Origin of the sequence: Stenotrophomonas indicatrix (assembly GCA_041545745.1) — a bacterium.
GTDB lineage: Bacteria > Pseudomonadota > Gammaproteobacteria > Xanthomonadales > Xanthomonadaceae > Stenotrophomonas > Stenotrophomonas indicatrix_A.
Window position 1 is genome coordinate 979,627 of sequence record CP168152.1, and the last position, 22,580, is coordinate 1,002,206.

General features: G+C 66.5%; 23 protein-coding genes and 1 tRNA gene. 19 read left to right on the forward strand and 5 right to left on the reverse strand.

The window, feature by feature from the left end; all coding sequences use genetic code 11:
- Nucleotides 1–12: 12 nt before the first annotated feature.
- Nucleotides 13–372 carry a histidine triad nucleotide-binding protein gene (locus ACEF39_RS04470; protein WP_089239144.1) on the forward strand — a complete coding sequence of 120 codons (360 nt, stop codon included), beginning with the start codon at nucleotides 13–15 and terminating at the stop codon, nucleotides 370–372.
- Nucleotides 373–475: 103 nt separating this feature from the next.
- Here ACEF39_RS04470 and ACEF39_RS04475 read toward each other — a convergent pair whose 3' ends face one another.
- Genes ACEF39_RS04475 through ACEF39_RS04490 form a run of 4 tightly spaced genes read right to left on the reverse strand, consistent with a single transcriptional unit; the run spans nucleotide 476 to nucleotide 4,842 of the window.
- The gene (locus tag ACEF39_RS04475) at nucleotides 476–1,003 is read right to left on the reverse strand and encodes a Slp family lipoprotein (protein WP_089239146.1); all 528 of its coding nucleotides are present in this window, start codon (nucleotides 1,001–1,003) and stop codon (nucleotides 476–478) included.
- Nucleotides 1,000–2,949 carry a transglutaminase TgpA family protein gene (locus ACEF39_RS04480; protein ID WP_500287086.1) on the reverse strand — a complete coding sequence of 650 codons (1,950 nt, stop codon included), beginning with the start codon at nucleotides 2,947–2,949 and terminating at the stop codon, nucleotides 1,000–1,002. The genes ACEF39_RS04475 and ACEF39_RS04480 overlap by 4 nt, the downstream gene beginning before the upstream one ends.
- Nucleotides 2,942–3,886: a DUF58 domain-containing protein gene (locus tag ACEF39_RS04485; RefSeq protein ID WP_500287087.1), complete on the reverse strand. Its 945-nt coding sequence runs from the start codon at nucleotides 3,884–3,886 to the stop codon at nucleotides 2,942–2,944. The genes ACEF39_RS04480 and ACEF39_RS04485 overlap by 8 nt, the downstream gene beginning before the upstream one ends.
- A gap of 2 nt (nucleotides 3,887–3,888) precedes the next feature.
- Nucleotides 3,889–4,842, reverse strand: coding sequence for an AAA family ATPase (locus ACEF39_RS04490; RefSeq protein ID WP_500287088.1), 954 nt, complete (start codon nucleotides 4,840–4,842; stop codon nucleotides 3,889–3,891).
- Nucleotides 4,843–4,886: 44 nt separating this feature from the next.
- Here ACEF39_RS04490 and ACEF39_RS04495 point away from each other — a divergent pair, with 44 nt between their 5' ends.
- Nucleotides 4,887–6,728: a glycosyltransferase family 39 protein gene (locus ACEF39_RS04495; protein ID WP_500287089.1), complete on the forward strand. Its 1,842-nt coding sequence runs from the start codon at nucleotides 4,887–4,889 to the stop codon at nucleotides 6,726–6,728.
- 28 nt (nucleotides 6,729–6,756) lie between these two features.
- Here the strand turns inward: ACEF39_RS04495 and ACEF39_RS04500 are convergent, their stop codons facing one another.
- On the reverse strand, nucleotides 6,757–7,329 hold the full coding sequence (locus ACEF39_RS04500; protein ID WP_500287090.1) for a Maf family protein: 573 nt from the start codon (nucleotides 7,327–7,329) through the stop codon (nucleotides 6,757–6,759).
- A gap of 114 nt (nucleotides 7,330–7,443) precedes the next feature.
- Here ACEF39_RS04500 and ACEF39_RS04505 point away from each other — a divergent pair, with 114 nt between their 5' ends.
- The 17 genes from ACEF39_RS04505 (at nucleotide 7,444) to ACEF39_RS04585 (ending at nucleotide 22,577) form a co-directional block, all read left to right on the forward strand.
- Nucleotides 7,444–7,953, forward strand: coding sequence for a YceD family protein (locus ACEF39_RS04505; RefSeq protein WP_088101178.1), 510 nt, complete (start codon nucleotides 7,444–7,446; stop codon nucleotides 7,951–7,953).
- Nucleotides 7,954–8,060: 107 nt separating this feature from the next.
- Nucleotides 8,061–8,255: a 50S ribosomal protein L32 gene (rpmF, locus tag ACEF39_RS04510; protein WP_025879386.1), complete on the forward strand. Its 195-nt coding sequence runs from the start codon at nucleotides 8,061–8,063 to the stop codon at nucleotides 8,253–8,255.
- Nucleotides 8,256–8,346: 91 nt separating this feature from the next.
- Nucleotides 8,347–9,324 carry a beta-ketoacyl-ACP synthase III gene (locus tag ACEF39_RS04515; protein ID WP_089239156.1) on the forward strand — a complete coding sequence of 326 codons (978 nt, stop codon included), beginning with the start codon at nucleotides 8,347–8,349 and terminating at the stop codon, nucleotides 9,322–9,324.
- Between the two features lie 73 nt (nucleotides 9,325–9,397).
- Complete coding sequence (locus ACEF39_RS04520) at nucleotides 9,398–10,180, forward strand: BUD32 family EKC/KEOPS complex subunit (RefSeq protein ID WP_500287091.1); 783 nt, start codon at nucleotides 9,398–9,400, stop codon at nucleotides 10,178–10,180.
- A 148-nt stretch (nucleotides 10,181–10,328) separates the two neighbouring features.
- Nucleotides 10,329–11,273 (forward strand): ACP S-malonyltransferase, encoded by a 945-nt coding sequence (gene fabD / locus ACEF39_RS04525; protein ID WP_500287092.1) that lies wholly within the window; start codon nucleotides 10,329–10,331, stop codon nucleotides 11,271–11,273.
- A gap of 82 nt (nucleotides 11,274–11,355) precedes the next feature.
- Nucleotides 11,356–12,099 (forward strand): 3-oxoacyl-ACP reductase FabG, encoded by a 744-nt coding sequence (gene fabG / locus ACEF39_RS04530; protein ID WP_500287093.1) that lies wholly within the window; start codon nucleotides 11,356–11,358, stop codon nucleotides 12,097–12,099.
- A gap of 152 nt (nucleotides 12,100–12,251) precedes the next feature.
- Nucleotides 12,252–12,491, forward strand: coding sequence for an acyl carrier protein (gene acpP / locus ACEF39_RS04535; protein ID WP_025874077.1), 240 nt, complete (start codon nucleotides 12,252–12,254; stop codon nucleotides 12,489–12,491).
- Between the two features lie 145 nt (nucleotides 12,492–12,636).
- Nucleotides 12,637–13,899, forward strand: coding sequence for a beta-ketoacyl-ACP synthase II (fabF, locus tag ACEF39_RS04540; RefSeq protein WP_500287094.1), 1,263 nt, complete (start codon nucleotides 12,637–12,639; stop codon nucleotides 13,897–13,899).
- A gap of 92 nt (nucleotides 13,900–13,991) precedes the next feature.
- Entirely contained in the window at nucleotides 13,992–15,356 is a 1,365-nt protein-coding gene (locus tag ACEF39_RS04545) for an aminodeoxychorismate synthase component I (RefSeq protein ID WP_500287964.1), read from the forward strand.
- Between the two features lie 225 nt (nucleotides 15,357–15,581).
- Nucleotides 15,582–16,643: an endolytic transglycosylase MltG gene (gene mltG / locus ACEF39_RS04550; protein WP_223484770.1), complete on the forward strand. Its 1,062-nt coding sequence runs from the start codon at nucleotides 15,582–15,584 to the stop codon at nucleotides 16,641–16,643.
- The gene (gene tmk, locus ACEF39_RS04555) at nucleotides 16,640–17,305 is read left to right on the forward strand and encodes a dTMP kinase (RefSeq protein WP_099819205.1); all 666 of its coding nucleotides are present in this window, start codon (nucleotides 16,640–16,642) and stop codon (nucleotides 17,303–17,305) included. Before mltG ends, tmk begins: the two co-directional genes overlap by 4 nt.
- Nucleotides 17,302–18,258, forward strand: a complete 957-nt coding sequence (locus ACEF39_RS04560; protein WP_099819206.1) for a DNA polymerase III subunit delta' — start codon at nucleotides 17,302–17,304, stop codon at nucleotides 18,256–18,258. Before tmk ends, ACEF39_RS04560 begins: the two co-directional genes overlap by 4 nt.
- Complete coding sequence (locus ACEF39_RS04565) at nucleotides 18,255–18,608, forward strand: PilZ domain-containing protein (protein ID WP_025874071.1); 354 nt, start codon at nucleotides 18,255–18,257, stop codon at nucleotides 18,606–18,608. Before ACEF39_RS04560 ends, ACEF39_RS04565 begins: the two co-directional genes overlap by 4 nt.
- Before the next feature lie 265 nt (nucleotides 18,609–18,873).
- A tRNA-Val gene (locus tag ACEF39_RS04570) sits at nucleotides 18,874–18,948 on the forward strand.
- 400 nt (nucleotides 18,949–19,348) lie between these two features.
- Entirely contained in the window at nucleotides 19,349–19,729 is a 381-nt protein-coding gene (locus tag ACEF39_RS04575; protein WP_500287095.1) for a tautomerase family protein, read from the forward strand.
- A gap of 204 nt (nucleotides 19,730–19,933) precedes the next feature.
- On the forward strand, nucleotides 19,934–20,320 hold the full coding sequence (locus ACEF39_RS04580; protein ID WP_500287965.1) for a DUF2946 family protein: 387 nt from the start codon (nucleotides 19,934–19,936) through the stop codon (nucleotides 20,318–20,320).
- A 118-nt stretch (nucleotides 20,321–20,438) separates the two neighbouring features.
- Complete coding sequence (locus ACEF39_RS04585; protein WP_500287096.1) at nucleotides 20,439–22,577, forward strand: TonB-dependent receptor; 2,139 nt, start codon at nucleotides 20,439–20,441, stop codon at nucleotides 22,575–22,577.
- Nucleotides 22,578–22,580 lie beyond the last annotated feature (3 nt).

Here is a 22,580-nt window from a genome sequence, read left to right on the forward strand (position 1 = left end):
CCGAGGCCGTCCATGAGCAGCGAAACCCTCTTCAGCAAGATCATCCGTCGCGAGATCCCGGCCACCATCGTCTATGAGGACGAGGACGTGCTGGCGTTCAAGGACATCGCGCCGCAGGCGCCGGTGCACGTGCTGTTCATTCCGAAGAACGAGATCATCCCGACCCTTGATGACCTGCAGCCGTCACAGGCGCACCTGATCGGCAAGCTGGCCCTGGCCGCCGCCGAGTACGCGCGGCAGGAAGGCTTCGCGCAGGACGGCTACCGCATCGTGATGAACTGCCGCGAAGATGCCGGGCAGACCGTGTTCCATATCCACATGCACCTGCTGGCTGGCGCACCGCTGGGTCACTTCGGTACACCGGGGCGTTGATGGAGCCATCCACGCATGGCGTGGATCTACTGTCGTTGATGCACTGCTGACGAAAAAGGCCGCCCGATGGGCGGCCTTCTACATCATGCGTACCGGGCCTGGACTACCACCAGCCCCAGCCGCGGTAACCACCCCAGTACGGGCCATACGGGCCCGGGCCCCACGGTCCGTAGGGGTAGGGCACGACATCGACCTGGCGCTGCTCCGGCCACAGATAGATCACGTCGGCCGCCAGCTTCGGCAGTCGGTAGTCGTAATCACCGATACGGGTGTTGGCGTAGCCATCGATCTTGCCGATGAAGGTCACGTCGCGGCCGGCTTCGAACACGGCCGGGTCGTAGAAGCCGGCACGGCAGGCGATGAAGCGGCCGTCACTGGCATCGGAGGAGGTGGTGTTCGGGCGGCCGCTACCGTTGAGCGGCCGCGAGATGATCTGGAAACAGGTCTCTCCCTGGCCGGGCTTGGTTTCGATGATCCGGCCACCCCAGCGCACCGGCGTGCCGACCTGCTGGGTGGCAACCGAGTCGCGCGGGGAAACCAGGCTGAACTGTCCCTGCAGCGGCTTGGGGGCCGTGGCGCAGGCCGACAGGGCAAGGGCGGCCACGGCGGTGAGGAGGAACTTGGTATTCATGGGGAGGCTCCGGAAGTCGGGCGATGCCTGCGCAGGTCCCGCAATAATGGGGCGAGCTCGTTACAAGTGCCAGCGTAGCGTGCATCAGCGAAACGCTGGCTGAGTGTGATGAGGGCCGGGTCGGGGCGTTGCCCGTGGACCCGGTGTGCCCAGCGCAGGGCGGGTTCGTGCGGTTCGCGGCCCAGCCCCAGCCGCGCATAGCGCAGCCCCAGCCGGTGCCAGGCGCGCAGCAGCGGGTCGCGCTCGCGTTCGCCACGGGCCAGCAGCCACGCCATCCAGGCCAGCGCCAGCGACACCGCCATCACGAAGCCGGTCAGCAGCTGTCCCGGCTGCAGATCGTCCAGACCAAACGGTTGCAGCAGCTGCTGCTGGCGGCGCGCGTCGAACGACAGCACCAGTTCGTTCCAGCCCCTGCGCATCCAGTCGCCGACCTGGCCCAGCTGCAGCCAGCGCTGCTGTAGTCCGGTATCGGCCCCGGCCTGCAGACGGTCGTCGAGCGTGTCCAGGATGCGCTCGGGTGCTACTGCTGCTGTCGGGTCGATGCGCACCCAGCCGCGTTGCGGCAGCCACACCTCGGCCCAGGCGTGTGCGTCCATCCGCCGCAGTACCCAGTAGTCGCCGATCCGGTTGCGCGTGCCGCCGGCGAACCCGGTGACCACACGCGCCGGAATGCCGGCGTTGCGCATGAGCACCACGAAGGCAGAGCTGAAATGCTGGCAGTAGCCGGCCTTGTAGTCGAACAGGAATGCATCGACAGGATCACGCCCGGGGGCCGGTGTCGCCAGCGTGTACGAAAAATCCGCGGTGATCCACGCCAAGGCGCGACGGACCACCGCTGCATCATCGCTTCCGGCTTCCTGCCGCCACTGTCGCGCCAGGGTTGCCGTGCGCGGGTTGAAGCCTTCCGGCAGCTGCAGCGCAGCGCGGCGCTGGTACGTCGACAGCGTGGCATCGAAGCGCTGCGGTGGGGCCGAGTGCAGCCGCCAGCGGCTCAACGCGGACAACGGGCGGTCGCTGCTCAGGCTCAGGGCTGCGTCAAGCCGGCTGCCTTCCGGTGCGGCCGTAGGGAGATCCAACGCAACCAGTTGGCGACGGTCGGTGGGTTCGTAATCGATCTGGTAGTCCCAGCCCTCCGTGCCGTGCTCCACGACGGCAGGCGGCAAACGTTCGGTACGGCGGTCGCGTCTCCAGACATGCCCGTCGAACTGGGTCAGTACCGGCCCGCGCCAGTAGCGCTGTGCCGGCTCTGGAACCGCGCCGAAGAACTGCGCCCGCAGGGCCGGGGTATCGTCGGCCATCAGGTCCAGCCACTTGTCCGGCTCCATCGTGTCCGACAGCCCGGGCGTGCCGACAGCGCGTTCGGGAATGCCCCACAGCGGCGTGGCCAATCGTGGGAACAGCCAGAAGCAGGCCAGCGCCAGCGGCAGGCCGATCAGCAGCAGGCGACCGACGCCGCGCAGCTGTGCGGACAGCGGCGGTGGCGTACTGCGGCCTTCACCCTGCGCCAGCCGCTGCAGCGCAATCAGGGCGCTGACGCCGGCGAGCACGGCGAGCACGGTGGTCAGCGGCCCCTGGTCGAGCAGGAAGGCAGCAAACGGTGAAAACAGGGCGAAGCCGAGCAGGCTGCGTGCATCGCGCAGGGTACGCAGCTCGCTGGACTTGATCGCCAGCATCGCCGCCAGCAGCGCGCAGCCAGTATCCCGGCCCGGGCGCACCGCACCCATCTGCCAGGCGATGGCGGCGAGCATGCCCAGCACGAGCAGTACGCGCACCGGCATCGGCAGCATGCCACGCTGCGACAGTGCTGCAGTGACGAGTGCTGCCACAGCGATCAACGCGGCCAGCATGGTGGGCAGCTGCAGCAGCAGCGGCAACAGGGCCAGTGCGGCGCTGGCCAGCGTCCATGTGCGGGTGTTGCGGTCCAGCAGCAGGGCAGGCTCAGTCATGGGGAAGCAACGCCAGCGCGCGCAGGCACAGATGGTGGTGGCTGGCACCCTGGCCAGGGCCGATCGGCGGGTGCATCGGCAGCAGCAGCGTGTAGCGACGGCCTTCGCGCTCCGCGCTGTCGACCCAGCGTGCCAACCGCGCGATGCGGGCCTCCTGGCCCAAGGGGGCCAGCGCGCGCCAGTCCAGCACCACTTCGATGCCTATCGGCTTCTCGTATTCGCGTACCAGCAGCGCGTCGCGGCGCGCGGAGTGTTTCCAGGCAATGCTGCGGGGTGGATCTCCAGCGCGATACGGGCGCAGTTGATGCAGTTCCTCGCCGTTGGCGTGGGCGCGGGTGTGCAGGGGATCGCTGCCCTGCTGCGGCAACGGCGACGCCTTCGCTTCGGCCAGCGGGTAGACCAGCAGGGGTTCTTCCGGCCACACCCATGACCACGCCCTGACCAGGCCAAGTGGTTGTGTGGTGGACAGGCGGATACGCGGCAGTTCCAGCCAACCACGGCGTTCGCTGGGCACTTCCAGCTCGGCCTCACCGCGGCCCTGCGCGGGCAGGTCGAGCCACGCCTCGCTGTCGCCCAGCTGCAGGTGCAGGCCGTGTCGCGCTCGCGGGTCGCGCAGCGACAGGTCCACGCGCAGGCGCAGCGGTTGTCCGGCCGGCAGCGGTTCGGCGGAGATCGCGTCGATCTGCACACCCGACAGCTGCAGGTGCGCAGCGATGGCGCTGGCGATCGCTGCCGCTGCCAGCAGCAGCGCCAGCAACAACGCAGGGTTGTTGTTGTAGTTCAGCGCGCCCAGCAGCATCGCGACCAGCAGGCAGGCCACAAACAGGCCGAAGCGGGTGGGCAGTACATAGATGCGCCGTCGGTCCAGCCGCTGCGGCAACGACTCCGGCGTGCGCGGGCGTGCCAGCTGCAGCAGTCGCCGGGCATGTGATGCCATCTTCAATCGACCGCGACAGTCTGCAGGATCGCGCGTGCCAGCGCCGGCCCCGTGCTCGACTCGGCTTCACCCACCAGACGATGGCCGGCCACCGACACGAACAGGGTCTGCACGTCTTCGGGCACCACGTGGCCACGGCCGAGCAGCAACGCATGTGCCTTGGCTGCGCGCAGCAGGGCAAGGCCGGCGCGCGGTGACAATCCCACGCGTACGCCCGCGTGCTGGCGGCTGCGGGTCAGCAGTGCCTGCACGTAGTCCACCAGCGCGTCGCTGACATGCACCTGGCCGACCGCTTCGCGCAATGCACGCACCTGGGTATCGTCCAGCTGGGGCACTGCGCGGGCGATCAGGTCGCGACGATCACTGCCGCGCAGCAGCTCACGTTCCGCCTGCACGCTGGGGTACCCCATTGCCAGCCGCAGCAGGAAACGATCGAGCTGCGAATCGGGCAGCGGGAAGGTGCCCGACAGATCCACCGGGTTCTGCGTGGCGATCACGAAGAACGGATCGGGCAGGGCATGCGTTTGGCCATCGAGGGTGACCTGCTGCTCGGCCATCGCTTCCAGCAGCGCACTCTGTGTGCGCGGCGGCGCCCGGTTGATCTCGTCGGCCAGCAGCACATGGGTGAAGACCGGCCCGGGGTGGAACTGGAACTGGCGGCTGCCGGCGTCATACACCGATACGCCCAGTACGTCGGCCGGCAGCAGGTCGGAGGTGAACTGCACGCGTTGGAAGCTCAGCCCCAGGCTGCTGGCCAAGGCATGGGCCAATGTGGTCTTGCCGAGACCAGGCAGGTCTTCGATCAGCAGATGGCCGCCAGAGAGCAGGGCCACGAAGGCCAGTCGAACCTCCTGCACCTTGCCCAGCACCAGTGCATTGACCTGGTCCTGCGCATTGCGCAGGGACTGACGCAGTTGATCGGTTAGCATGCTGGGCATGGGGGACGAAGCTGTCATGGTCGTCTCAAGTTCGGTAACCGGTCGATTCTATCCATAGAGCAATGCAGGGCGAACAGCGCGCACGTACGATTTTTCTCTGGTTATGGACGCTCGTCACAGCGGCCAAGCTGGTCGTGGCCGCGCGCCTGCCGTTGTTCGTCGATGAGGCGTTCTACTGGCAGGAAGGCCAGCATCTGGCTGCAGCCTATTCGGACCTGCCGGGGCTGACGGCCTGGTTGACCCGGCTGGGTGTGGAGCTTGGCGGCCAGCATGTGCTTGCGCTGCGCCTGCCGTTCCTGGCCATCGGTGCAGTGCTGCCATTGCTGGTATCGCGCATTGCGGCGCGCTGGTTCGGCAACGTTGCGGGTTGGCAGGCCGGCAGCTTGACGCTGCTGATGCCGTTGTCGGCCACGCTGGGTCTGCTGGCCGTACCCGATGTGCCGATGGCGCTGGCAGCCGTGCTGTGCCTGGACGCCGGTGCACGCCTGCTGCGCAACGTCGACGCCTCCTCGGCGGTGAAGCTGGCGCTGGGCCTGCTGATCGGCGCGCTCAGCCACTATCGTTTCATCGGTGTCATCGGCGTCGGCTTCGTTGCCCTGCTGGCGCTGCCGCAGGGCCGGCGCATGCTGACTGATCCACGCGTCTGGGTGGCCCTGGCCGTTGGCGTACTGGCATGGCTGCCGCTGCTGGCCTGGAATGCCGACAATCACGATGCTGGTCTGAAGTTCCAGGTGGTCGAGCGACACCCGTGGGCGTTCGAGTGGCGCGGACTGTGGTTCCTGGTGATCCAGCCGATGCTGGTGACGCCCATCCTGTGCATCGCGATGTGGAAGGTGGCGCTGGCGGGTACCCGCAGTGGCGGCGGTGCGCGCGTGCAGTGGCGCTATTTCGGTCTGGTCGGCGGTGTATCGACGCTTGGCATCTTCGCACTGGGCTTCTTCACCGACGTCGAGCGCATCAGCTTCCATTGGCCATTGCCGGGCTACCTGGCCCTGCTGGTGGCGGTGCCGGTGATACTCAACGGTTGGCCGCGCTGGTTGCGGCGTACCGGCTGGTGGCTGGCCGGACTGGGCATGGTGCTGGCCTTTGGCTATTACCTGATGGCGTCCTCGTCATCGCTGCGCGAGCAGTTGGCCGGTGACAAGTACTACCCGCGCAACTTCGCCGGCTGGCAGCCGCTGGCTGCTGCGGTCCGCGAAGAGCTGCAGCAGATGCCTGAAGGCAGCCGCGTACTGGCCGGCAACTTCAAGGTGGGCGCCGAACTGGGCTTCCAGCTGGGCCGCGGTGACATCGAAGTGCTGCCGCATCCACTCAACGACAAGCACGGCCGTACCGCGCAGTTGGCGCAATGGAACCAGGTGCATGAGGGCGAGCGTGACGTGCCGATGCTGCTGGTGCTGTCGCCCAGCGATCAGCGCTTCCGCGATCTGCTCACCCGCTATCACGCCATCTGCGAACAGGTTGGGCCGCTGCCGCCACCGCGCGTGGTCAGCAACGATCATGGATTCCAGCGCTTCCTGCTCTTCCGCCTGCCGGTGCAGCGTGCGCAGGGGTCATGCGTGTCCCCCGCACTGGCCTGGCTGGACGCCCCCTCCAGCGGCGACGTGGTGAGCGGCACGCTGGCGATCAAGGGCTGGGCATTCAAGGAAGGTGTCGGCCTGTCGCGGGTTGAAGTACTGGTGGATGGTCGTTCGATCGGCGACGCCACCTACGGGCGGGTGTTCGATATCCGCCATGCCTGGCCAGACAGCACCGACCCGCAGCATCCGGCTGTCGGTTTCGATGCAACGCTCGATACGGCTACGTTGTCACCGGGAAAACACTGGCTGGGCCTGCGTCTGCATGGTCGCGATGGCAGCGTGGAGCAGTGGCAGGAACAGCCGTTCGTCGTGGAAAAGCGCTGAGGCATGGTGCCGCATGTAGCGGGCCGGGTTACGGCACCGCGAATCCGGCCCGGCGCAGCAATCCGCACAGTGCGATCAGCGGCAGCCCGATCAGGGCCGTAGGGTCGCGATTGTCGATGGCGTCGAACAGGCTGATGCCCAGGGCTTCGCACTTGAAGCTGCCAGCGCAGTCCAGCGGTTGTTCGATGGCCACGTAGCGGGCGATCTCCGGTGCCTGCAGCGCGCGGAAGCGCACCTGGGTCAGATCCATTGCCGTGAAGGATTCTCCGTCACAGGTGAGACTGATGGCAGTGTGGAAGCGCACCGTCTGCCCGGACATTGCCGCCAGCTGCGCGCAGGCCGCCTCGACCGTGCCCGGCTTGCCCAGCGGCTGACCGTTCAGGTCCGCCACCTGGTCCGAGCCGATCACCCAGTTGCCGGGGTGGCGGGCGGCCACGTCGGCCGCCTTGGCGCTGGCCAGGCGTGCCGCCAGCGCCAGCGGGGCCTCGTCGGCTTGCGGGGTCTCATCCACCTCCGGGCGTGCGCAGTCGAAGGGCAACCCCAGCCGTTGCAGCAGGTCGCGGCGGTAGCGGGAGGTGGAGGCCAGGACCAGGGCAGGCATGCGGGAATTCCGGGGGCGGGGCGCGGCAGTCTGGCCCGGCACAGCCAGCCACAGCAAGCCTTTCATGGCAGTCATTTGACACGTGACCTGCCGATCCTTAATATTCGGCGGCTTATGTCCGCGAACGTACCCGAAACGCTGGATGCCTGGCGGATGGTCGTAGCGCGAAGGCGCTTCGACGGTCAGGTCTCCCTGGCTGAATTGACTCGCCTGCAGGGGCTTGTCGCAGATACCGAAGGCGAGTGTAATTACTCGCTCGAATTCGGTCGCGACGAGATCTTGCGGGTATCCTATGTGGAACTCAGCATCGATACCGCGTTGCCGCTGACCTGTCAGCGCAGCATGCAGCGCTTCCTGTTGCCGGTGAAGATGACGCAGAGGCTTGGCCTGATCCGCGACGAGGACGAGGAATCGTCCTTGCCGGAGGAATACGAGCCGTTGCTGGTGCCGGAAGATGGCCAGCTGCGTCCGTTGGACCTGGTCGAGGACGAACTGGTGCTGGCGGTACCGGTGGTACCCCTGTCACCGTACGGTGAGGCAGTCGACAAGGACTGGGCGCCGACTGAAGAAGAAATTGAAAAGGCCAACCCGTTTGCGGCGTTGGCGGCATTGAAAAAACAATAGCAGCCGGTTGTCGTCGGCGGCTGCGGCGAAAGCGAAAAGTGTGCTGGACGCTGGCGTCCTGTGCGACGAAACGACGAAGCAAAACGAACCGAGTTTGGAGCAATCCCATGGCTGTCCAGAAATCCCGTGTTACCCCGTCCCGTCGTGGCCAGCGTCGTTCGCATGACGCCCTGAGCGCCAAGCAGCTGTCGACCGACCCGACCACCGGCGAAGTGCATCTGCGTCACCACATCACTGCTGACGGTTTCTACCGCGGCAAGAAGGTCATCCAGACCAAGTCTTCGGCTGTCCAGGAAGACTGATGTGCCGGAAGGTCGCTGCCCGCTGGGCAGCGGCCTTCGCCTTCTTTCCCGGGCACGCCGGTGAACGGCGGCTCGTGCAACAGGAAACATGATGAGCAAGCGGATCTACTCGAGGATCGCGGGCACCGGTAGTTATTTGCCGGAAAAAGTCCTGACCAATGCCGACCTGGAAAAAATGGTCGAGACCTCGGACGAGTGGATCCAGACGCGCACCGGTATCCGTGAACGGCACATCGCTGCCGAAGGCGAAACCACCAGCGATCTCGGCTACCAGGCCGCGCTGCGTGCGATCAAAGCGGCCGGTATCGACGCGTCGCAGCTCGACATGATCGTGGTCGGCACGACCACCCCTGATCTGATCTTTCCCTCCACCGCGTGCCTGATCCAGGCCAAGCTCGGTGTGAGCGGCTGCCCCGCTTTCGACGTCAACGCGGCCTGTTCGGGCTTCGTGTTCGCGCTCAGCGTGGCTGACAAATTCATCCGTTCCGGTGATGCCCGCCATGTGCTGGTGATCGGTGCGGAAACCCTGACCCGCATCGTCGACTGGGAAGACCGCACCACCTGCGTGCTGTTCGGCGATGGCGCGGGCGCGGTCGTGCTCAAGGCCGACGAAGAAACCGGCATCCTCAGCACCCATCTGCATTCGGATGGCAGCAAGAAAGAGCTGCTGTGGAATCCGGTCGGCGTCTCGGTCGGTTTCGGTGAAGGCAACAACGGTGGCGGCACCATCAACATGAAGGGCAACGACGTGTTCAAGTACGCCGTCAAGGCGCTGGACTCGGTCGTGGACGAAACCCTGGACGCCAATGGCCTGACCAAGTCCGACCTGGACTGGCTGATCCCGCACCAGGCCAATCTGCGCATCATCGAAGCCACCGCCAAGCGGCTGGACATGTCGATGGACCAGGTGGTGGTCACCGTCGACAAGCATGGCAATACCTCGTCCGCCTCGGTGCCGTTGGCACTGGATGCTGCTGTTCGTTCCGGCAAGGTCGAGCGCGGCCAGCTGTTGCTGCTGGAAGCGTTCGGTGGTGGCTTCACGTGGGGTTCGGCACTGCTGCGCTATTGATAGTGCGAGTTACGACAACGTGAAACCGTCGTTACGGCCCCTCTGGGGCCGTAATGCGTTATAGGAGACTGTCATGGTTGAGCCCATCGTCATCGAAGGGCAGCGCGCCTGGCTGAAGCAGTACGGCGAAGGAAGCCGAGCAGTGGCCCTGGGCCTGCTCAATTTTGTTGCCCGCCGGTTCCATCTCGACGCCCTGCGCCCGCCGCCCCACCGCGGTGGCGACGCCGCGCGCGAAACCGAGGCCCGCCGGCTGGCGGAACTGCAGGCGCAGGGGGTAAATGTTCCCGCGGTGATCGGCAGCGGCCATGCCGCGCTGGTGATCGGCGACAACGGCAGTTCGTTCAATACCTGCCTGCGCGAGGCCAACGATGCCGGCCGCGATCGCCTCGTGGCTGCAGCGATGCAGGCCATTGCCGAAGCGCACGCGCGTGGCGCCTATTTCGGCCAGCCACTGCCGCGCAACCTCACCTGGGATGGCCAGAACGTCGGATTCATCGACTTCGAAGAAGATCCCCTGGAAGTCATGGACCTGGCCGAGGCACAGGCGCGTGACTGGCTGATGTTCGGCTATGGCGTTGCCAAGTACTACGCCGACCGCCCCGAAAGCCTGCAGACGATGATGGCCGAGGCGATGAGCGGGGTACAGGCACCGGTGCGTGCGCACGTACACGCCGTCAGTGGCCGTCTGCAGCGCCTGGCGCGGGTGTGCATGAAGCTGGGGCGCTCGGCGCGTGCGCTGGCCCACTCCATTTTCATCACCCACGGCGCCACCACGCTGGGCCTGCTGATGGCGGTCGGCCTGTGCATGGACTGGTTTGCCGACGGCGAGCTGGACATCCTGCAGCTGCTCTGCTGACCATCGGCTGGGGTCGGATCCCTTTTCCGCAGGAAAAGGGATCCGACCCCGCCCATGTTCCATACGCCGTGCATACGCGCACGTACAGACGACACGGCATGTTCCCCCTTATCATGGCCCGCTTCGATTGCAACAAGCGGATGACCGCGTGACCCTATCCACCCTCGCTTTTGTCTTCCCCGGTCAGGGCTCGCAGTCTGTGGGCATGCTGGCCGAGCTGGCCGAACTGCACCCGCAGGTGCGTGAGGCCTTCACCGAGGCATCCGATGGTGCCGGCGTCGACCTGTGGGCATTGTCCCAGGGTGGCCCGGAGGAAATGCTCAACCGTACCGAATACACCCAGCCGGCCCTGCTGGCCGCCAGCATCGGCGCGTGGCGCGCCTGGAACGCCGTGGGCGGTCCGCGTCCGTCGGTTCTGGCCGGCCACAGCCTGGGCGAGTACACCGCCCTAGTCGCCGCTGGCGCCCTCAGCCTGCACGACGGTGCGCACCTGGTGCGCCTGCGCGGCCAGCTGATGCAGGAAGCCGCTCCGGCCGGTGTCGGCGCGATGGCCGCCGTGCTCGGCGCCGAAGACCAGCTGGTGCTGGACGTCTGCGCGGAAGCCGCCGGCAGCCAGGTGGTCGTTCCGGCCAACTTCAACTCGCCGGGCCAGATCGTGATCGGCGGCGACGCTGCCGCGGTCGACCGTGCGCTGGCGCTGCTGGCCGAGAAGGGCGTGCGCAAGGCGGTCAAGCTGGCCGTCAGCGTGCCCTCGCACACCCCGCTGATGCGCGAAGCTGCCAACCGTCTGGCTGAAGTGATGGCCGGCCTGTCCTGGCAGCTGCCGCAGCTGCCGGTGGTGCAGAACGTCGACGCCAAGGTGCACGACGGCGTGGACGCGATCCGCACCGCGCTGGTGCAGCAGCTGTACCAGCCCGTGCAGTGGACCGGCTGCGTGCAGGCCTTGGCCGCGCGTGGCGTCACCCGGATCGCCGAGTGTGGTCCGGGCAAGGTGCTGACCGGCCTGGTCAAGCGCATCGACAAGGCCATCGACGGCCGTTCCCTGGCCACCCCGGGCGACTTCGAAACCGCCCGCGAGACGTGGTCGGCCTGATTGCCCCTGTTCCTGCCGACCGTGCCGGTGGCCGCAGCAAGCGGCACGGGTGCGGCGGCCGCCCCAGCCTGAGGAAAACATCATGAGCAAGCCCCTGCAGGGTGAAATCGCACTGGTCACCGGTGCCAGCCGTGGCATTGGTGCCGCCATCGCCGATCTGCTGGCCGCCCAGGGCGCCACCGTCATCGGCACCGCCACCACCGATTCCGGCGCCGCTGCGATCGGCGAGCGCCTGGCCGCCCACGGTGGTCACGGCCGCGCGCTGAACGTCACCGACGCTGCCGCGCTCGACGCCGTGCTTGACGGTATCGCCAAGGAATTCGGCCCGATCTCGATCCTGGTCAACAACGCCGGCATCACCCGCGACAACCTGTTGATGCGCATGAAGGAAGACGATTGGGCGTCGATCATCGACACCAACCTGACCAGCGTGTTCCGCACCAGCAAGGCCGTCATGCGCGGCATGATGAAGGCACGCAAGGGCCGTATCATCAACATCGCCTCGGTGGTGGGCGTGACCGGCAACGCCGGCCAAGCCAACTATGCCGCCGCCAAGGCCGGCATCATCGGTTTCTCCAAGTCGCTGGCCAAGGAAATCGGCTCGCGCGGCGTCACCGTCAACGTGGTCGCGCCGGGCTTCATCGACACCGACATGACCAAGGCGCTGCCGGAAGAAGCGCGGACCGCGCTGATCGGCGAAATCGCCCTCGAACGCCTGGGTTCGCCGGAGGACATCGCCCATGCGGTGGCCTTCCTGGCCAGCCCGGCTGCCGGCTACATCACCGGCGAAACTCTCCATGTGAACGGCGGCATGTACATGCCGTAAGCAAGGGGCGCAGGGATCGCGCCGCAAGTGGTTGATCTGCGAGGATTTTTGCTGCAATGCAAGGTCGCGCCGGTTTCCACTACACTATCCCACGGCCATCGCCTTTGATGGCGACCACTTTTGAACCACTACTCCATCTGGAGCGATATCCCATGAGCACCATCGAAGAACGCGTCAAGAAAATCGTCATCGAACAGCTTGGCGTCAAGGAAGAAGAAGTCACCAACAGCGCATCGTTCGTCGATGACCTGGGCGCTGACTCGCTGGACACCGTCGAGCTGGTGATGGCGCTGGAAGAAGAATTCGAGTGCGAGATCCCGGACGAAGAGGCCGAGAAGATCAGCACCGTGCAGGCTGCGATCACCTACATCACGGCCCACGTCAAGGCCTGATGCAGGACGTCAGTGCGCGCGCGGGCGTTGAGCTCGGCGCGCACGACACCCCATGGGGCCGCTGTTTGCGGCCCCGTGTGTTTGCGTACCACACTGAAGTAAACCGCGTTACCCGCAAAGAACGTTCGGGTCAGGAGAATCAGCAATGAAGCGTCGCGTCGTCGTAACCGGCCTGGGTATGGTCTCGCCGTTGGGCAATGATCTGGCCAGCAGCTGGGAAGGCATCACCCACGGTCGTTCGGGCATCGGTCCGCTGACCAACGTTTCTGATGCCTACCTGGAACGGTTCACCACCAAGATCGCAGGTGAGGTCAAAGGCTTTGACATCACCGCCGACAACGAACTGTTCGGCAAGTACCGGGTCAGCGGCAAGGATGCCAAGAAGATGGACCCGTTCATCCATTACGGCCTCGGTGCCGCCTTCATGGCCCTGCATGATTCGGGCCTGGAGATCACCGACGCCAACGCCGACCGCATTGGCGTCATCGTTGGCGCCGGCATCGGCGGCCTGCTCGGCATCGAAGAGCAGACCATCGAATTCCACGAAGGGAAGAAGATCTCTCCCTTCTACGTGCCCAAGACCATCATCAACATGCTGCCGGGCCAGCTGAGCATCATCAGCGGCCTGAAGGGCCCGTCGTTCTCGGCGGTCTCGGCGTGCGCCACCTCCAACCATTCCATCGGCACCGCCATGCGCATGATCCAGTACGGCGATGCGGACGTGATGGTGGCCGGCGGTGCCGAACGCGGTTCTTCGCCCACGGCGCTGGGCGGCTTCTGCGCGATGAAGGCGATGAGCACCCGCAACGACGCTCCGGAACAGGCCTCGCGCCCGTGGGACAAGGACCGTGACGGCTTCGTGCTGGGCGACGGTGCCGGCATCCTGATCCTGGAAGAGTACGAGCACGCCAAGGCACGTGGCGCGAAGATCTACTGCGAGCTGGCCGGTTTCGGCGCCAGCTCCGACGCGTACCACATGACCGCGCCGAGCGAGAATGGCGAAGGCGCTGCACGCTGCATGGCCATGGCCCTGAAGGACGCGGGTGTCACCCCGGAACAGGTCGGCTACCTCAACGCACATGGCACCTCGACTCCGCTGGGTGACCTCGGCGAGACCATGGCGATGAAGACCGCCTTCGGCGACCACGCCTACAAGATGATGGTCAGCTCCACCAAGTCGATGACCGGCCACCTGCTCGGCGCTGCCGGCGGCGTGGAAGCGATCTTCTCGGTGCTGGCAATGCGCGACAACGTGATTCCGCCGACCATCAACCTGCAGCAGCCGGGCGAAGGCTGCGACCTGGACTACGTGCCCAACGAAGCACGCCAGGCCAAGGTCGATGTGGTGATGTCGAATGGTTTTGGCTTCGGCGGCACCAACGGCACGCTGATCTTCAAGCGCGTCTGATCGCACCGGCAGCGTCGAGCCAGGCTCGACTCCGCCAACCACGAGGCCGCCGCAAGGCGGCTTCCGTGTATCCGTCTCCCGAACTGGCCGCCATGACCCACGCCCCGCTGATTCATCCGCTGCCACACCCGATCGACCTGCTGGCCCTGCAGCAGCGCGACCCGGCGCGGTTCCCGCTGCTGATGGAGTCCACCGCCTCGGGGACCGCGCAGGGCCGCTGGAGCCTGCTGCTGGCCGCGCAGGGCGACACCCTGCAGCTGGACGCCGATGGCCAGGTGCGCGACCAGCACGGTGCGCTGCAGCCCGGCAGTTTCCTGCAGGCGCTGGATCGCGCATGGCAGGCGCAGCGGCTGCCGCATGATGGCGGCCACGCGCTGCCGTTCCGCGGTGGCTGGGCGCTGATGCTTGACTACGAAGTGGCCAGCCAGGTCGAACCGGTACTGCCGGCGCGCGCACGCGATGACGGACACCCGACCGCGCTCGCCCTGCGCTGCCCGGCCGCCGTGCTGCATGACCACCAGGCCGACACCAGTTTCCTCATTGCAGAGGCGGGCGAGCGGGCGCTGCTGGACACGCTGGTCGCCTTGGTGGCCGGCGAACTGCCGCAGGCCGGGCAGGGCTGGCAACCGCCGCAATCGGTCAGCGAAGACGAGCCGCAGCGCTTTACCGATGGCGTGCGCCGGGTGATCGAGTACCTGCGCGCCGGCGATGTGTTCCAGGTGAACCTGTCGCGGCGCTGGAGCGCGCACTTCGCAGCGCCGGTCATGCCGCAGGCGCTGTACGCACAGCTGCGACGCGCCAATCCGGCACCGTTTGCCGGCCTGTTCAGTGCGCACGGCCGGCATGTGGTCAGCTCGTCGCCGGAACGGCTGGTATCGGTGCATGGCGGCCATGCGCAGACCCGCCCGATCGCCGGCACCCGCCCGCGCTTCGAGGGCGACGACGATGCCGCGCGCATCCGGGAGCTGGTCGGCCATCCCAAGGAGCGCGCCGAACACGTGATGCTGATCGACCTGGAGCGCAACGACCTGGGCCGCATCTGCCTGCCCGGCACGGTCGTCGTGGACGAGCTGATGACCGTGGAAAGCTACGCCCACGTGCACCACATCGTCAGCAACGTCAGTGGCCAGCTGCGCGCGGACGTGACCCCGGGCGAAGTGATCGCCGCCACCTTCCCCGGCGGCACCATCACCGGCTGCCCGAAGGTGCGCTGCATGCAGATCATCAGCGAGCTGGAGCAGGTGCCGCGCGGCGCGTACACCGGTGCGTTCGGCTGGCTCAACCGCGATGGCGACCTGGACCTGAACATCCTGATCCGCACCGCCGAAGTGGATGGCAGCGAGGTCAGCTTCCGTACCGGTGCCGGCATCGTGGTCGACTCGGACCCGGACAAGGAACTGGACGAAACCCGGGCCAAGGCGCGAGGGCTGCTGCGGGCGCTGGGGCAGCAGGGTTGATCGATCGCCGCCGCCGGGCATGGCCCGGCGCTACCGGTCCTGGTGGGTGCCGGCCGTTGGTCGGCACGGGTGCTTCCATGGTCGTTCATCCACGCATGGCGTGGATCTACTGGTGATGGTGGGGGGGTGCCGACCGTTGGTCGGCACGGACGCGTGGCACCCGGTCATGACCCCACACCAGCGGCACGGTATCCTGCACGACGGAATCGAGTTCAGAGGTAGTCCATGGCGGGAGCCAAGCGCGGGTGTCTGTTGGTGGTAACGCTGCTGCTGGTGCTGGCCGCCATCGTGGCCGGCGCGGGCGCGTGGTTCTTCTACAAGCAGAGCCAGTTTGCCGACGTGCCGTTGACCCCCAGTGCGGACAGCGTGGTCATCGCCAGTGGCGATGGCATGAACAGCGTGCTGCGCAAGCTGCGCGAGGCCGGCGTGGACGAGGGCCAGGACACCCAGTGGCAGCTGCTGGCGCGCCAGCTCGATGCCGCCGGCAAGCTGAAGGTAGGCGAGTACGCGCTGAGCAATGACCTGACCCCGCGCGAGCTACTGCTGCGCATGCGCGCGGGCAAGGTGCTGCAGCACCGCGTCACCATCATCGAAGGCTGGAACATCCGCCAGCTGCGCGCCGCGCTCAAACGCGCCGATCCGCTGCTGCACACCACCGACAATCTCGATGACGCCGCGCTGATGGACCGCCTCGGTTTCGCCGGCCAGCATCCGGAAGGCCGGTTCCTGCCGGAGACCTACGTCTACCAGCGCGGTGACAGCGACCTGGACGTGCTCAAGCGCGCCCACGGCGCAATGGAGAAGGCGTTGGACGAAGCCTGGGAAAGCCGCGCCCCGGATCTGCCGATCAACACGCCCTACGAGCTGCTGACGCTGGCGTCGATCATCGAAAAGGAAACCGCGCTGGCCAGCGAGCGACCGCAGATTGCCGGCGTGTTCATGCGCCGCCTGAAGATCGGCATGCGCCTGCAGACCGATCCGACCGTGATCTACGGCATCGGCGCGGCGTACGACGGCAACATCCGCCGCCGCGACCTGACCACCGATACGCCCTACAACACCTACACCCGCTCTGGCCTGACCCCGACCCCGATCGCCATGCCCAGCCGCGACGCGCTGATGGCTGCTGCGCAACCGGCGCCGGGCGATGCGCTGTACTTCGTCGCTGTGGGCGATGGCAGTGGCGCACACGTGTTCTCGCCCAGCCTGGACAAACACAACGCCGCCGTAGCCCGCTACCTGCAGCAGCTGCGCCAGCAACGCACCCAGGAGACCCCGGCGCAATGAGTTCCGCGCTGCTTCGCCATCCCCGTTTCGTCAGCCTGGAAGGCGGCGAGGGCGCGGGCAAAACCACGGCCATCAACGCCATCCGCGAGTGCCTGCGCCGCCATGGCCATGAGGTCGTGCTGACCCGCGAACCCGGTGGTACTCCGCTGGCCGAGCGCATCCGCGGGCTGGTGCTGAAGCCCGATGCCGAGATTGCTGCCGAACCGCTCAGCGCCGAGGCCGAACTGCTGCTGGTGTTCGCCGCCCGCGCGCAACATGTGCGCCAGGTGATCCAGCCGGCGCTGCAGCGCGGCGCCTACGTGCTCAGCGATCGCTTCACCGATTCCAGCTATGCCTACCAGGGCGGTGGCCGCGGCCTGGACCCGCAGTGGATTGCCGACCTGGAGCGCCGCGCCGTCGGCCTGCTGCCCGGTTTGACCCTGCTGCTGGACGTGGACGTGGCCGTTGGCCGTGCGCGTGCCAACGGTCGCGATCTGTGGCCGGACCGCATCGAGAGCGAGCAGGACGATTTCTTCCAGCGCGTGCGCGAGGTATTCCGCAGCCGCGCACAGCAGGATCCGCAGCGCTTCGCGCTGGTCGATGCCGGGCAGGTGCAGGAGCGCGTGGCTGCTGATGTGGTCGCGCGTGTCGAACGCTGGCTGCAGCAAGGGCAGGGCGCATGAGTACGTTCTCGCCCTGGCAGCAGCGCGCGTTCGACCAGACCGTAGCCGCCTTGGATGCGGATCGGCTGGGCCACGGCCTGCTGATCTGTGGCCCGGCCGGGCTGGGCAAGCGTGAGGTGGCCCTGGCGCTGGCCGACCACGTGCTGGCACGCGGCGATGCCGCGCACGCCACCCGCACCCGCCAGCTGATTGCCGCCGGCACGCATCCCGACCTGCAGCTGATCAGCTTCATTCCGAACAAGAGCGGCGACAAGCTGCGCACCGAGATCGTGATCGAGCAGGTGCGCGAGATCACCAACAAGCTGGCGCTGACCCCGCAGTACGGCGTGGCGCAGGTGGTGATCGTCGACCCGGCCGATGCCATCAACCGTTCGGCCGCCAATGCGCTGCTGAAGACCCTGGAAGAACCCCAACCCGGGCGTTACCTGTGGTTGATCAGCAGCGACCCGGCGCGCCTGCCGCAGACCGTGCGCAGCCGCTGCCAGCGCCTGGAATTCAAGCTGCCGCCGCGCGAGGAAGCGCTGGCCTGGCTGCAGCAGCAGGGCCACAGCGAAGCGGCCGCGCGTGAGGCGCTGGATGCAGCGCGCGGTCATCCTGGGCAGGCCGACAACTGGCTGCGCGAAGATGGCCTGAGCCTGCGTCGCGACGTCGGCCGCGAGCTGGAACAGCTGGCCGCCGGCAAGACCGGCGCAGTGGAGCTGGCGCAGAAGTGGTGCGCCGATGACAACGCGGCGCTGCGCCTGCGCTTCGCTGCCGACCTGGCGCTGGCCCAGGCCAGCACCGATGCCTTGACCACGCCGGAGCGATTGCACAAGCTTGCAGCCTGGTTCGATGCGGCCAACCGCACCCGCGACCTGCTGCGCACTACCGTGCGCGCAGACCTTGCGGTGGTCGAGTTGCTGCTGGCCTGGAACAAGGTGAACGAGCGGCCTGCCGCAAGGGGAAATCGATGAGTGCCAGCAACGCCCGCCAGGGCATCCTGTCCCTGGCAGTGAAGGACAAAGCCGCGCTGTACAGCGCGTACATGCCGTTCGTGAAGAATGGCGGCATCTTCGTGCCCACGCCCAAGCGCTACTTCCTGGGCGATGAGGTGTTCCTGCTGCTGACCCTGCCCGATTCCAGCGAGCGCCTGCCGGTGGCCGGCAAGGTGATCTGGGTGACCCCGGCCGGCGCGCAGGGCAACCGCACGGCCGGCATCGGCGTGCAGCTGGCGGACGGGCAGGAAGGGGAGACGGTGCGGCACAAGATCGAGACGATCCTGGCCGGCCTGACTGGTTCGGACAAGCCCACGCATACGATGTGAGGGGTGCGGATTGCCCTCCCTGGTAGAGCCAGGCCATGCCTGGCTGACAGGAAGGCGAGACGGTGCGGCACAAGATCGAGACGATCCTGGCCGGCCTGACTGGTTCGGACAAGCCCACGCATACGATGTGAGGGGTGCGGATTGCCCTCCCCGGTAGAGCCGGGCCATGCCTGGCTGATTCGGGGAAATGGGCCGGGAAACACGATGTGAAAAGGTGTTGACGCCCTGAAATACCGCCCTATAATGAGCGGCTCAGCAACACACCGGGCGGTTAGCTCAGCGGTAGAGCATTGCCTTCACACGGCAAGGGTCACAGGTTCGATCCCTGTACCGCCCACCATGTTGCAGAACGAAAGAAGCCTCCAGCGATGGGGGCTTTTTTGTTGCCTGTAATTCAACCGGGCTCCTTTCCCGAGTGCGATCGCATCCCCGGGGCTTATCTGCACGGCATGCGCGATCTGGCGTGCGGCCAGCAGCAGATCGCTTCGATGGAATACCGGTCCACGCATGGGTGCTGTACTACGTGCAGAAGATCGACCACGAGGGAACGTTCGCAACAACATCCAGACACATCATGCGTTCCCCGTTCCATGCGGGGTAGCACTCGCACACCGTGCAGCGCCGGCACGGCACATGCCATGGATGGAGGCAGAGGGTTCCATCCATGCGCTGTTCCGCCGCTCTTGCCTAGCGTAGTCTCGGCCCATTGCCGCGCCCCCTCCCATCCTTGGAGTGCCACCATGCCGCTCGCCCGTATCGATCTTCGCAAAGGTAAATCCGTCGAGTATCGCCAGCGCGTTGGCGAAGCCATCTACCAGGCCATGCGCGCGATCGGCGTGCCGGAAAACGATCGCTTCCAGATCTTCCAGGAGCACGGCGCCGGCACACTCGTGTTCGACCCGGGTTACCTGGGCATCGCCCGCACCGATGATTTCATCTGCATCCAGATCACCTGGAGCGAAGGACGCACGCTGGAGCAGAAGAAGGCGCTGTATGCCGGTATTGTCGATGGCCTGCACGCGGCGGTGGGGATCCGCCGCGAGGATGTGTTCATCAATCTGGTGGAAGTGAAGCAGGAGAACTGGTCGTTCGGTAACGGCCAGGCGCAGTACGTGAGTTGATGCGCGAAGCGCATCCACGCATGGCGTGGATCTACTGGGGGATCCGTCGCGACGTGTTCATCCATGTGGGTGCCAGAGCCCTGCGTCACAGTGTCGCAGCAGGTAAACCCTGAACATGGTCCAAGGTTGGCCCCGGGCTCGTAGAATGGCCGCGTGCGCCGCTCTGCTCTCCACCGCCGGTTCCAGACCTTGGCATGGCTTGCCATGCTGCTGGTGCTGCTTGCCCCGCTGGTGAGCCGCTGGCTGGCGCATGCGCACGTTGCTGTTGCTGCACCGGTGGCGGTCATGGACCACACCCTGCACGCGCAGCACGCGATGGAAGGGCATCACGACCACCACGCGATGGCAATGCAGCATGGCGAAGCGGCACCGAAGCCGCCGGCTGATCCACACGCCGACCACGAGATGGGCGTGGACTGCGACTACTGCCTGATCGCCGCACGACTGATCACCCTGCTGGTGGCGGCGCTGCTGTTGATGATGCCGCTGGCACCGGTGTGCCGCGCGCTGCGCGGTGCGGTGCAGACGTTGCCGCAGCCGATCTGCGGCACGTTGGGAGCGCGTGGGCCACCGGTGCTGTTGGCCTTCTGAGCGCTTCGCGCACGCGCTGATTGATGTTTCCTGGTTGCCAGGCCTGGCCTGGCACTACTGCGTGCGCCTTTCTTTCTGCTGCCTCGCAGTACGGGGCGGCCTTGCATGCCGTGAACACATGAAAACCACCCCCAACTTCGCCCCGCTACGCTGGGCGACGCTGCCTGCGTTGTGCGCGTCCTTCCTGCAGGCGACGCCTGCGCTTGCCGCAGATGCCGTGGCGCCGATCACCCTGGATACCGTCCGCGTGGTCGATACCCGCAGCGGTGCGCTGTCCTCCACCGCCAATACCGGTTCGTCGCTCGGGCTGAGCGTGCTGCAGACGCCGGCCAGCCTGACGGTGATTTCACGCGAACAGCTGGAACAGCGCGGTGATTCCAATCTCAACGACGCGATCACCCGGGCCGGCGCGATCAGTGCCATGCCCCATCCGGGCAACGGCCTGAGTGCGCTGTCCAGCCGTGGCTTCACCGATGGCGCCTCGGTGATGCGCCTGTACGACGGTCTACGCCAGTACGGCGGCGTAGGCATCACCTTTCCGTTCGATACCTGGTCGATCGAGCGCATCGAAGTGCTGCGCGGGCCGGCCTCGGTCATCCATGGTGATGGCGCCATCGGCGGCGTGGTCAACATCGTGCCGAAAAAACCTTCGCGCGGTGCCATCGAGAACGAGGTCAGCGTCACCGTGGGCAGCGAAGATACTGCGCGCCTCGGATTCGGCAGTGGCGGTGCGCTCACGCCGGCGCTGGCCTACCGGGTGGACGTCAGCGGCAACTACAGCAGCGGCTGGGTCGACCGCGGCCACAACGGCGATGCTACGTTTTCCGGTGCGTTGCTGTGGCAGCCACGGGCGGATCTGCAGTTCACGCTGGCCCATGCGCAGGGCTACCAGAAGCCGATGCGCTACTTCGGTACGCCGTTGATCGATGGGCGGCAACTGGATGCACTGCGCCACGAGAACTACAACGTGGCCGACAGCGTGATCCGTTTCCGCGACCGTTGGACCCAGCTCGATGCGCTGTGGACACCGAACGAGAACGTGGAGTGGCGCACGCGCGCCTACCAGATCGACAGCCAGCGCGATTGGCGCAACGCCGAGGCCTATGTCTACAACGATCGCACCGGCCTGATCGATCGTTCCGGCAACACCCAGATCACCCACGACCAGGACCAGACCGGACTGACCTCCACGCTGCGCCTGCTGGGCAATGCAGGTGGTCTGCCGAACAGTTTCGCCGTTGGCTTCGATGCCAACCGTGCGCATTTCAAGCACACCAACAACACCTATGCGGGCAGCTCGGGGCCGGTGGATCCCTTCAACCCGGTGCCCGGCGGGTTCGTCAGCGATGCCCCCAACCTGCCGCGCTACCGCAACAGCGCCGAGCAGGTCGCGTTGTTCTTGGAGGACCGGCTGGAACTGAGCGAGCGTTGGTCGGTGCTTGCTGGCGTGCGCCACGATCGCGCGACGATCGACCGCAATGACCTGGTCAGCGGCCAGCGTGCGTTCTCCAGGACCTACATCAGCACCGGCTGGCGCGCGGGCACGGTCTTCGCGCTGCAACCATCATTGACCCTCTATGCACAGTACTCGCAGGCGGCCGACCCGGTCAGTGGTCTGTTGATGATCAGCCCGGCCAACGGCGCGTTCGATCTGGCCAAGGGCAAGCAGATCGAGGTTGGCATGAAGCAAGCCTTCGACGGAGGCGAGTGGACGCTGGCGGCCTATCGCATCCGCAAGACCGGGTTGCTCAGCCGTGACCCTTTGCAACCGGACCGTCGCGTGCAGGTGGGTGCACAGGCCTCGAAGGGAATCGAAGCCTCGTTGAACTGGGCCTTCGCGCCGCAGTGGTCGCTGGATGCCAACGCGACCGTGCTCAAGGCCGAGTTCGAGGATTTCCTGGAAGCCACCGGCACGCCGGCGGTGATCGTCTCGCGTGATGGCAACGTGCCGCCGAACGTGGCCGAGCGCCTGGCCAACGTCTGGTTGAGCTGGCAGTTCCAGCCCGACTGGAGCGTGGCCAGTGGCGTGCGTTACGTGGGCAAGCGCTATGCCGACAATGCCAACACGCCGCAGCTTCCGGGTTACGCCACCACCGATCTGGCCCTGACCTGGCAGGCCGCGCCGCGCACACGGCTGACCGCGCGCGTGTTCAACGTGTTCGACAAGGCGTACTACGCCACGGCGTACTACACCAGCACGCAGTGGCTGCTGGGCGCCGACCGGCGCGTCGAATTCACCTTCGACCACCGCTTCTGAGGA

Excerpts from the sequence above, each read along its gene's own strand:
- ACEF39_RS04470 (WP_089239144.1), top strand. The coding sequence starts at position 13 with ATGAGCAGCGAAACCCTCTTCAGCAAGATCATCCGTCGCGAGATCCCG.
- ACEF39_RS04475 (WP_089239146.1), bottom strand. The coding sequence starts at position 1,003 with ATGAATACCAAGTTCCTCCTCACCGCCGTGGCCGCCCTTGCCCTGTCG.
- ACEF39_RS04480 (WP_500287086.1), bottom strand. The coding sequence starts at position 2,949 with ATGACTGAGCCTGCCCTGCTGCTGGACCGCAACACCCGCACATGGACG.
- ACEF39_RS04485 (WP_500287087.1), bottom strand. The coding sequence starts at position 3,886 with ATGGCATCACATGCCCGGCGACTGCTGCAGCTGGCACGCCCGCGCACG.
- ACEF39_RS04490 (WP_500287088.1), bottom strand. The coding sequence starts at position 4,842 with ATGACAGCTTCGTCCCCCATGCCCAGCATGCTAACCGATCAACTGCGT.
- ACEF39_RS04495 (WP_500287089.1), top strand. The coding sequence starts at position 4,887 with ATGCAGGGCGAACAGCGCGCACGTACGATTTTTCTCTGGTTATGGACG.
- ACEF39_RS04500 (WP_500287090.1), bottom strand. The coding sequence starts at position 7,329 with ATGCCTGCCCTGGTCCTGGCCTCCACCTCCCGCTACCGCCGCGACCTG.
- ACEF39_RS04505 (WP_088101178.1), top strand. The coding sequence starts at position 7,444 with ATGTCCGCGAACGTACCCGAAACGCTGGATGCCTGGCGGATGGTCGTA.
- rpmF (WP_025879386.1), top strand. The coding sequence starts at position 8,061 with ATGGCTGTCCAGAAATCCCGTGTTACCCCGTCCCGTCGTGGCCAGCGT.
- ACEF39_RS04515 (WP_089239156.1), top strand. The coding sequence starts at position 8,347 with ATGAGCAAGCGGATCTACTCGAGGATCGCGGGCACCGGTAGTTATTTG.
- ACEF39_RS04520 (WP_500287091.1), top strand. The coding sequence starts at position 9,398 with ATGGTTGAGCCCATCGTCATCGAAGGGCAGCGCGCCTGGCTGAAGCAG.
- fabG (WP_500287093.1), top strand. The coding sequence starts at position 11,356 with ATGAGCAAGCCCCTGCAGGGTGAAATCGCACTGGTCACCGGTGCCAGC.
- acpP (WP_025874077.1), top strand. The coding sequence starts at position 12,252 with ATGAGCACCATCGAAGAACGCGTCAAGAAAATCGTCATCGAACAGCTT.
- fabF (WP_500287094.1), top strand. The coding sequence starts at position 12,637 with ATGAAGCGTCGCGTCGTCGTAACCGGCCTGGGTATGGTCTCGCCGTTG.
- ACEF39_RS04545 (WP_500287964.1), top strand. The coding sequence starts at position 13,992 with ATGACCCACGCCCCGCTGATTCATCCGCTGCCACACCCGATCGACCTG.
- mltG (WP_223484770.1), top strand. The coding sequence starts at position 15,582 with ATGGCGGGAGCCAAGCGCGGGTGTCTGTTGGTGGTAACGCTGCTGCTG.
- tmk (WP_099819205.1), top strand. The coding sequence starts at position 16,640 with ATGAGTTCCGCGCTGCTTCGCCATCCCCGTTTCGTCAGCCTGGAAGGC.
- ACEF39_RS04560 (WP_099819206.1), top strand. The coding sequence starts at position 17,302 with ATGAGTACGTTCTCGCCCTGGCAGCAGCGCGCGTTCGACCAGACCGTA.
- ACEF39_RS04565 (WP_025874071.1), top strand. The coding sequence starts at position 18,255 with ATGAGTGCCAGCAACGCCCGCCAGGGCATCCTGTCCCTGGCAGTGAAG.
- ACEF39_RS04575 (WP_500287095.1), top strand. The coding sequence starts at position 19,349 with ATGCCGCTCGCCCGTATCGATCTTCGCAAAGGTAAATCCGTCGAGTAT.
- ACEF39_RS04580 (WP_500287965.1), top strand. The coding sequence starts at position 19,934 with ATGCTGCTGGTGCTGCTTGCCCCGCTGGTGAGCCGCTGGCTGGCGCAT.
- ACEF39_RS04585 (WP_500287096.1), top strand. The coding sequence starts at position 20,439 with ATGAAAACCACCCCCAACTTCGCCCCGCTACGCTGGGCGACGCTGCCT.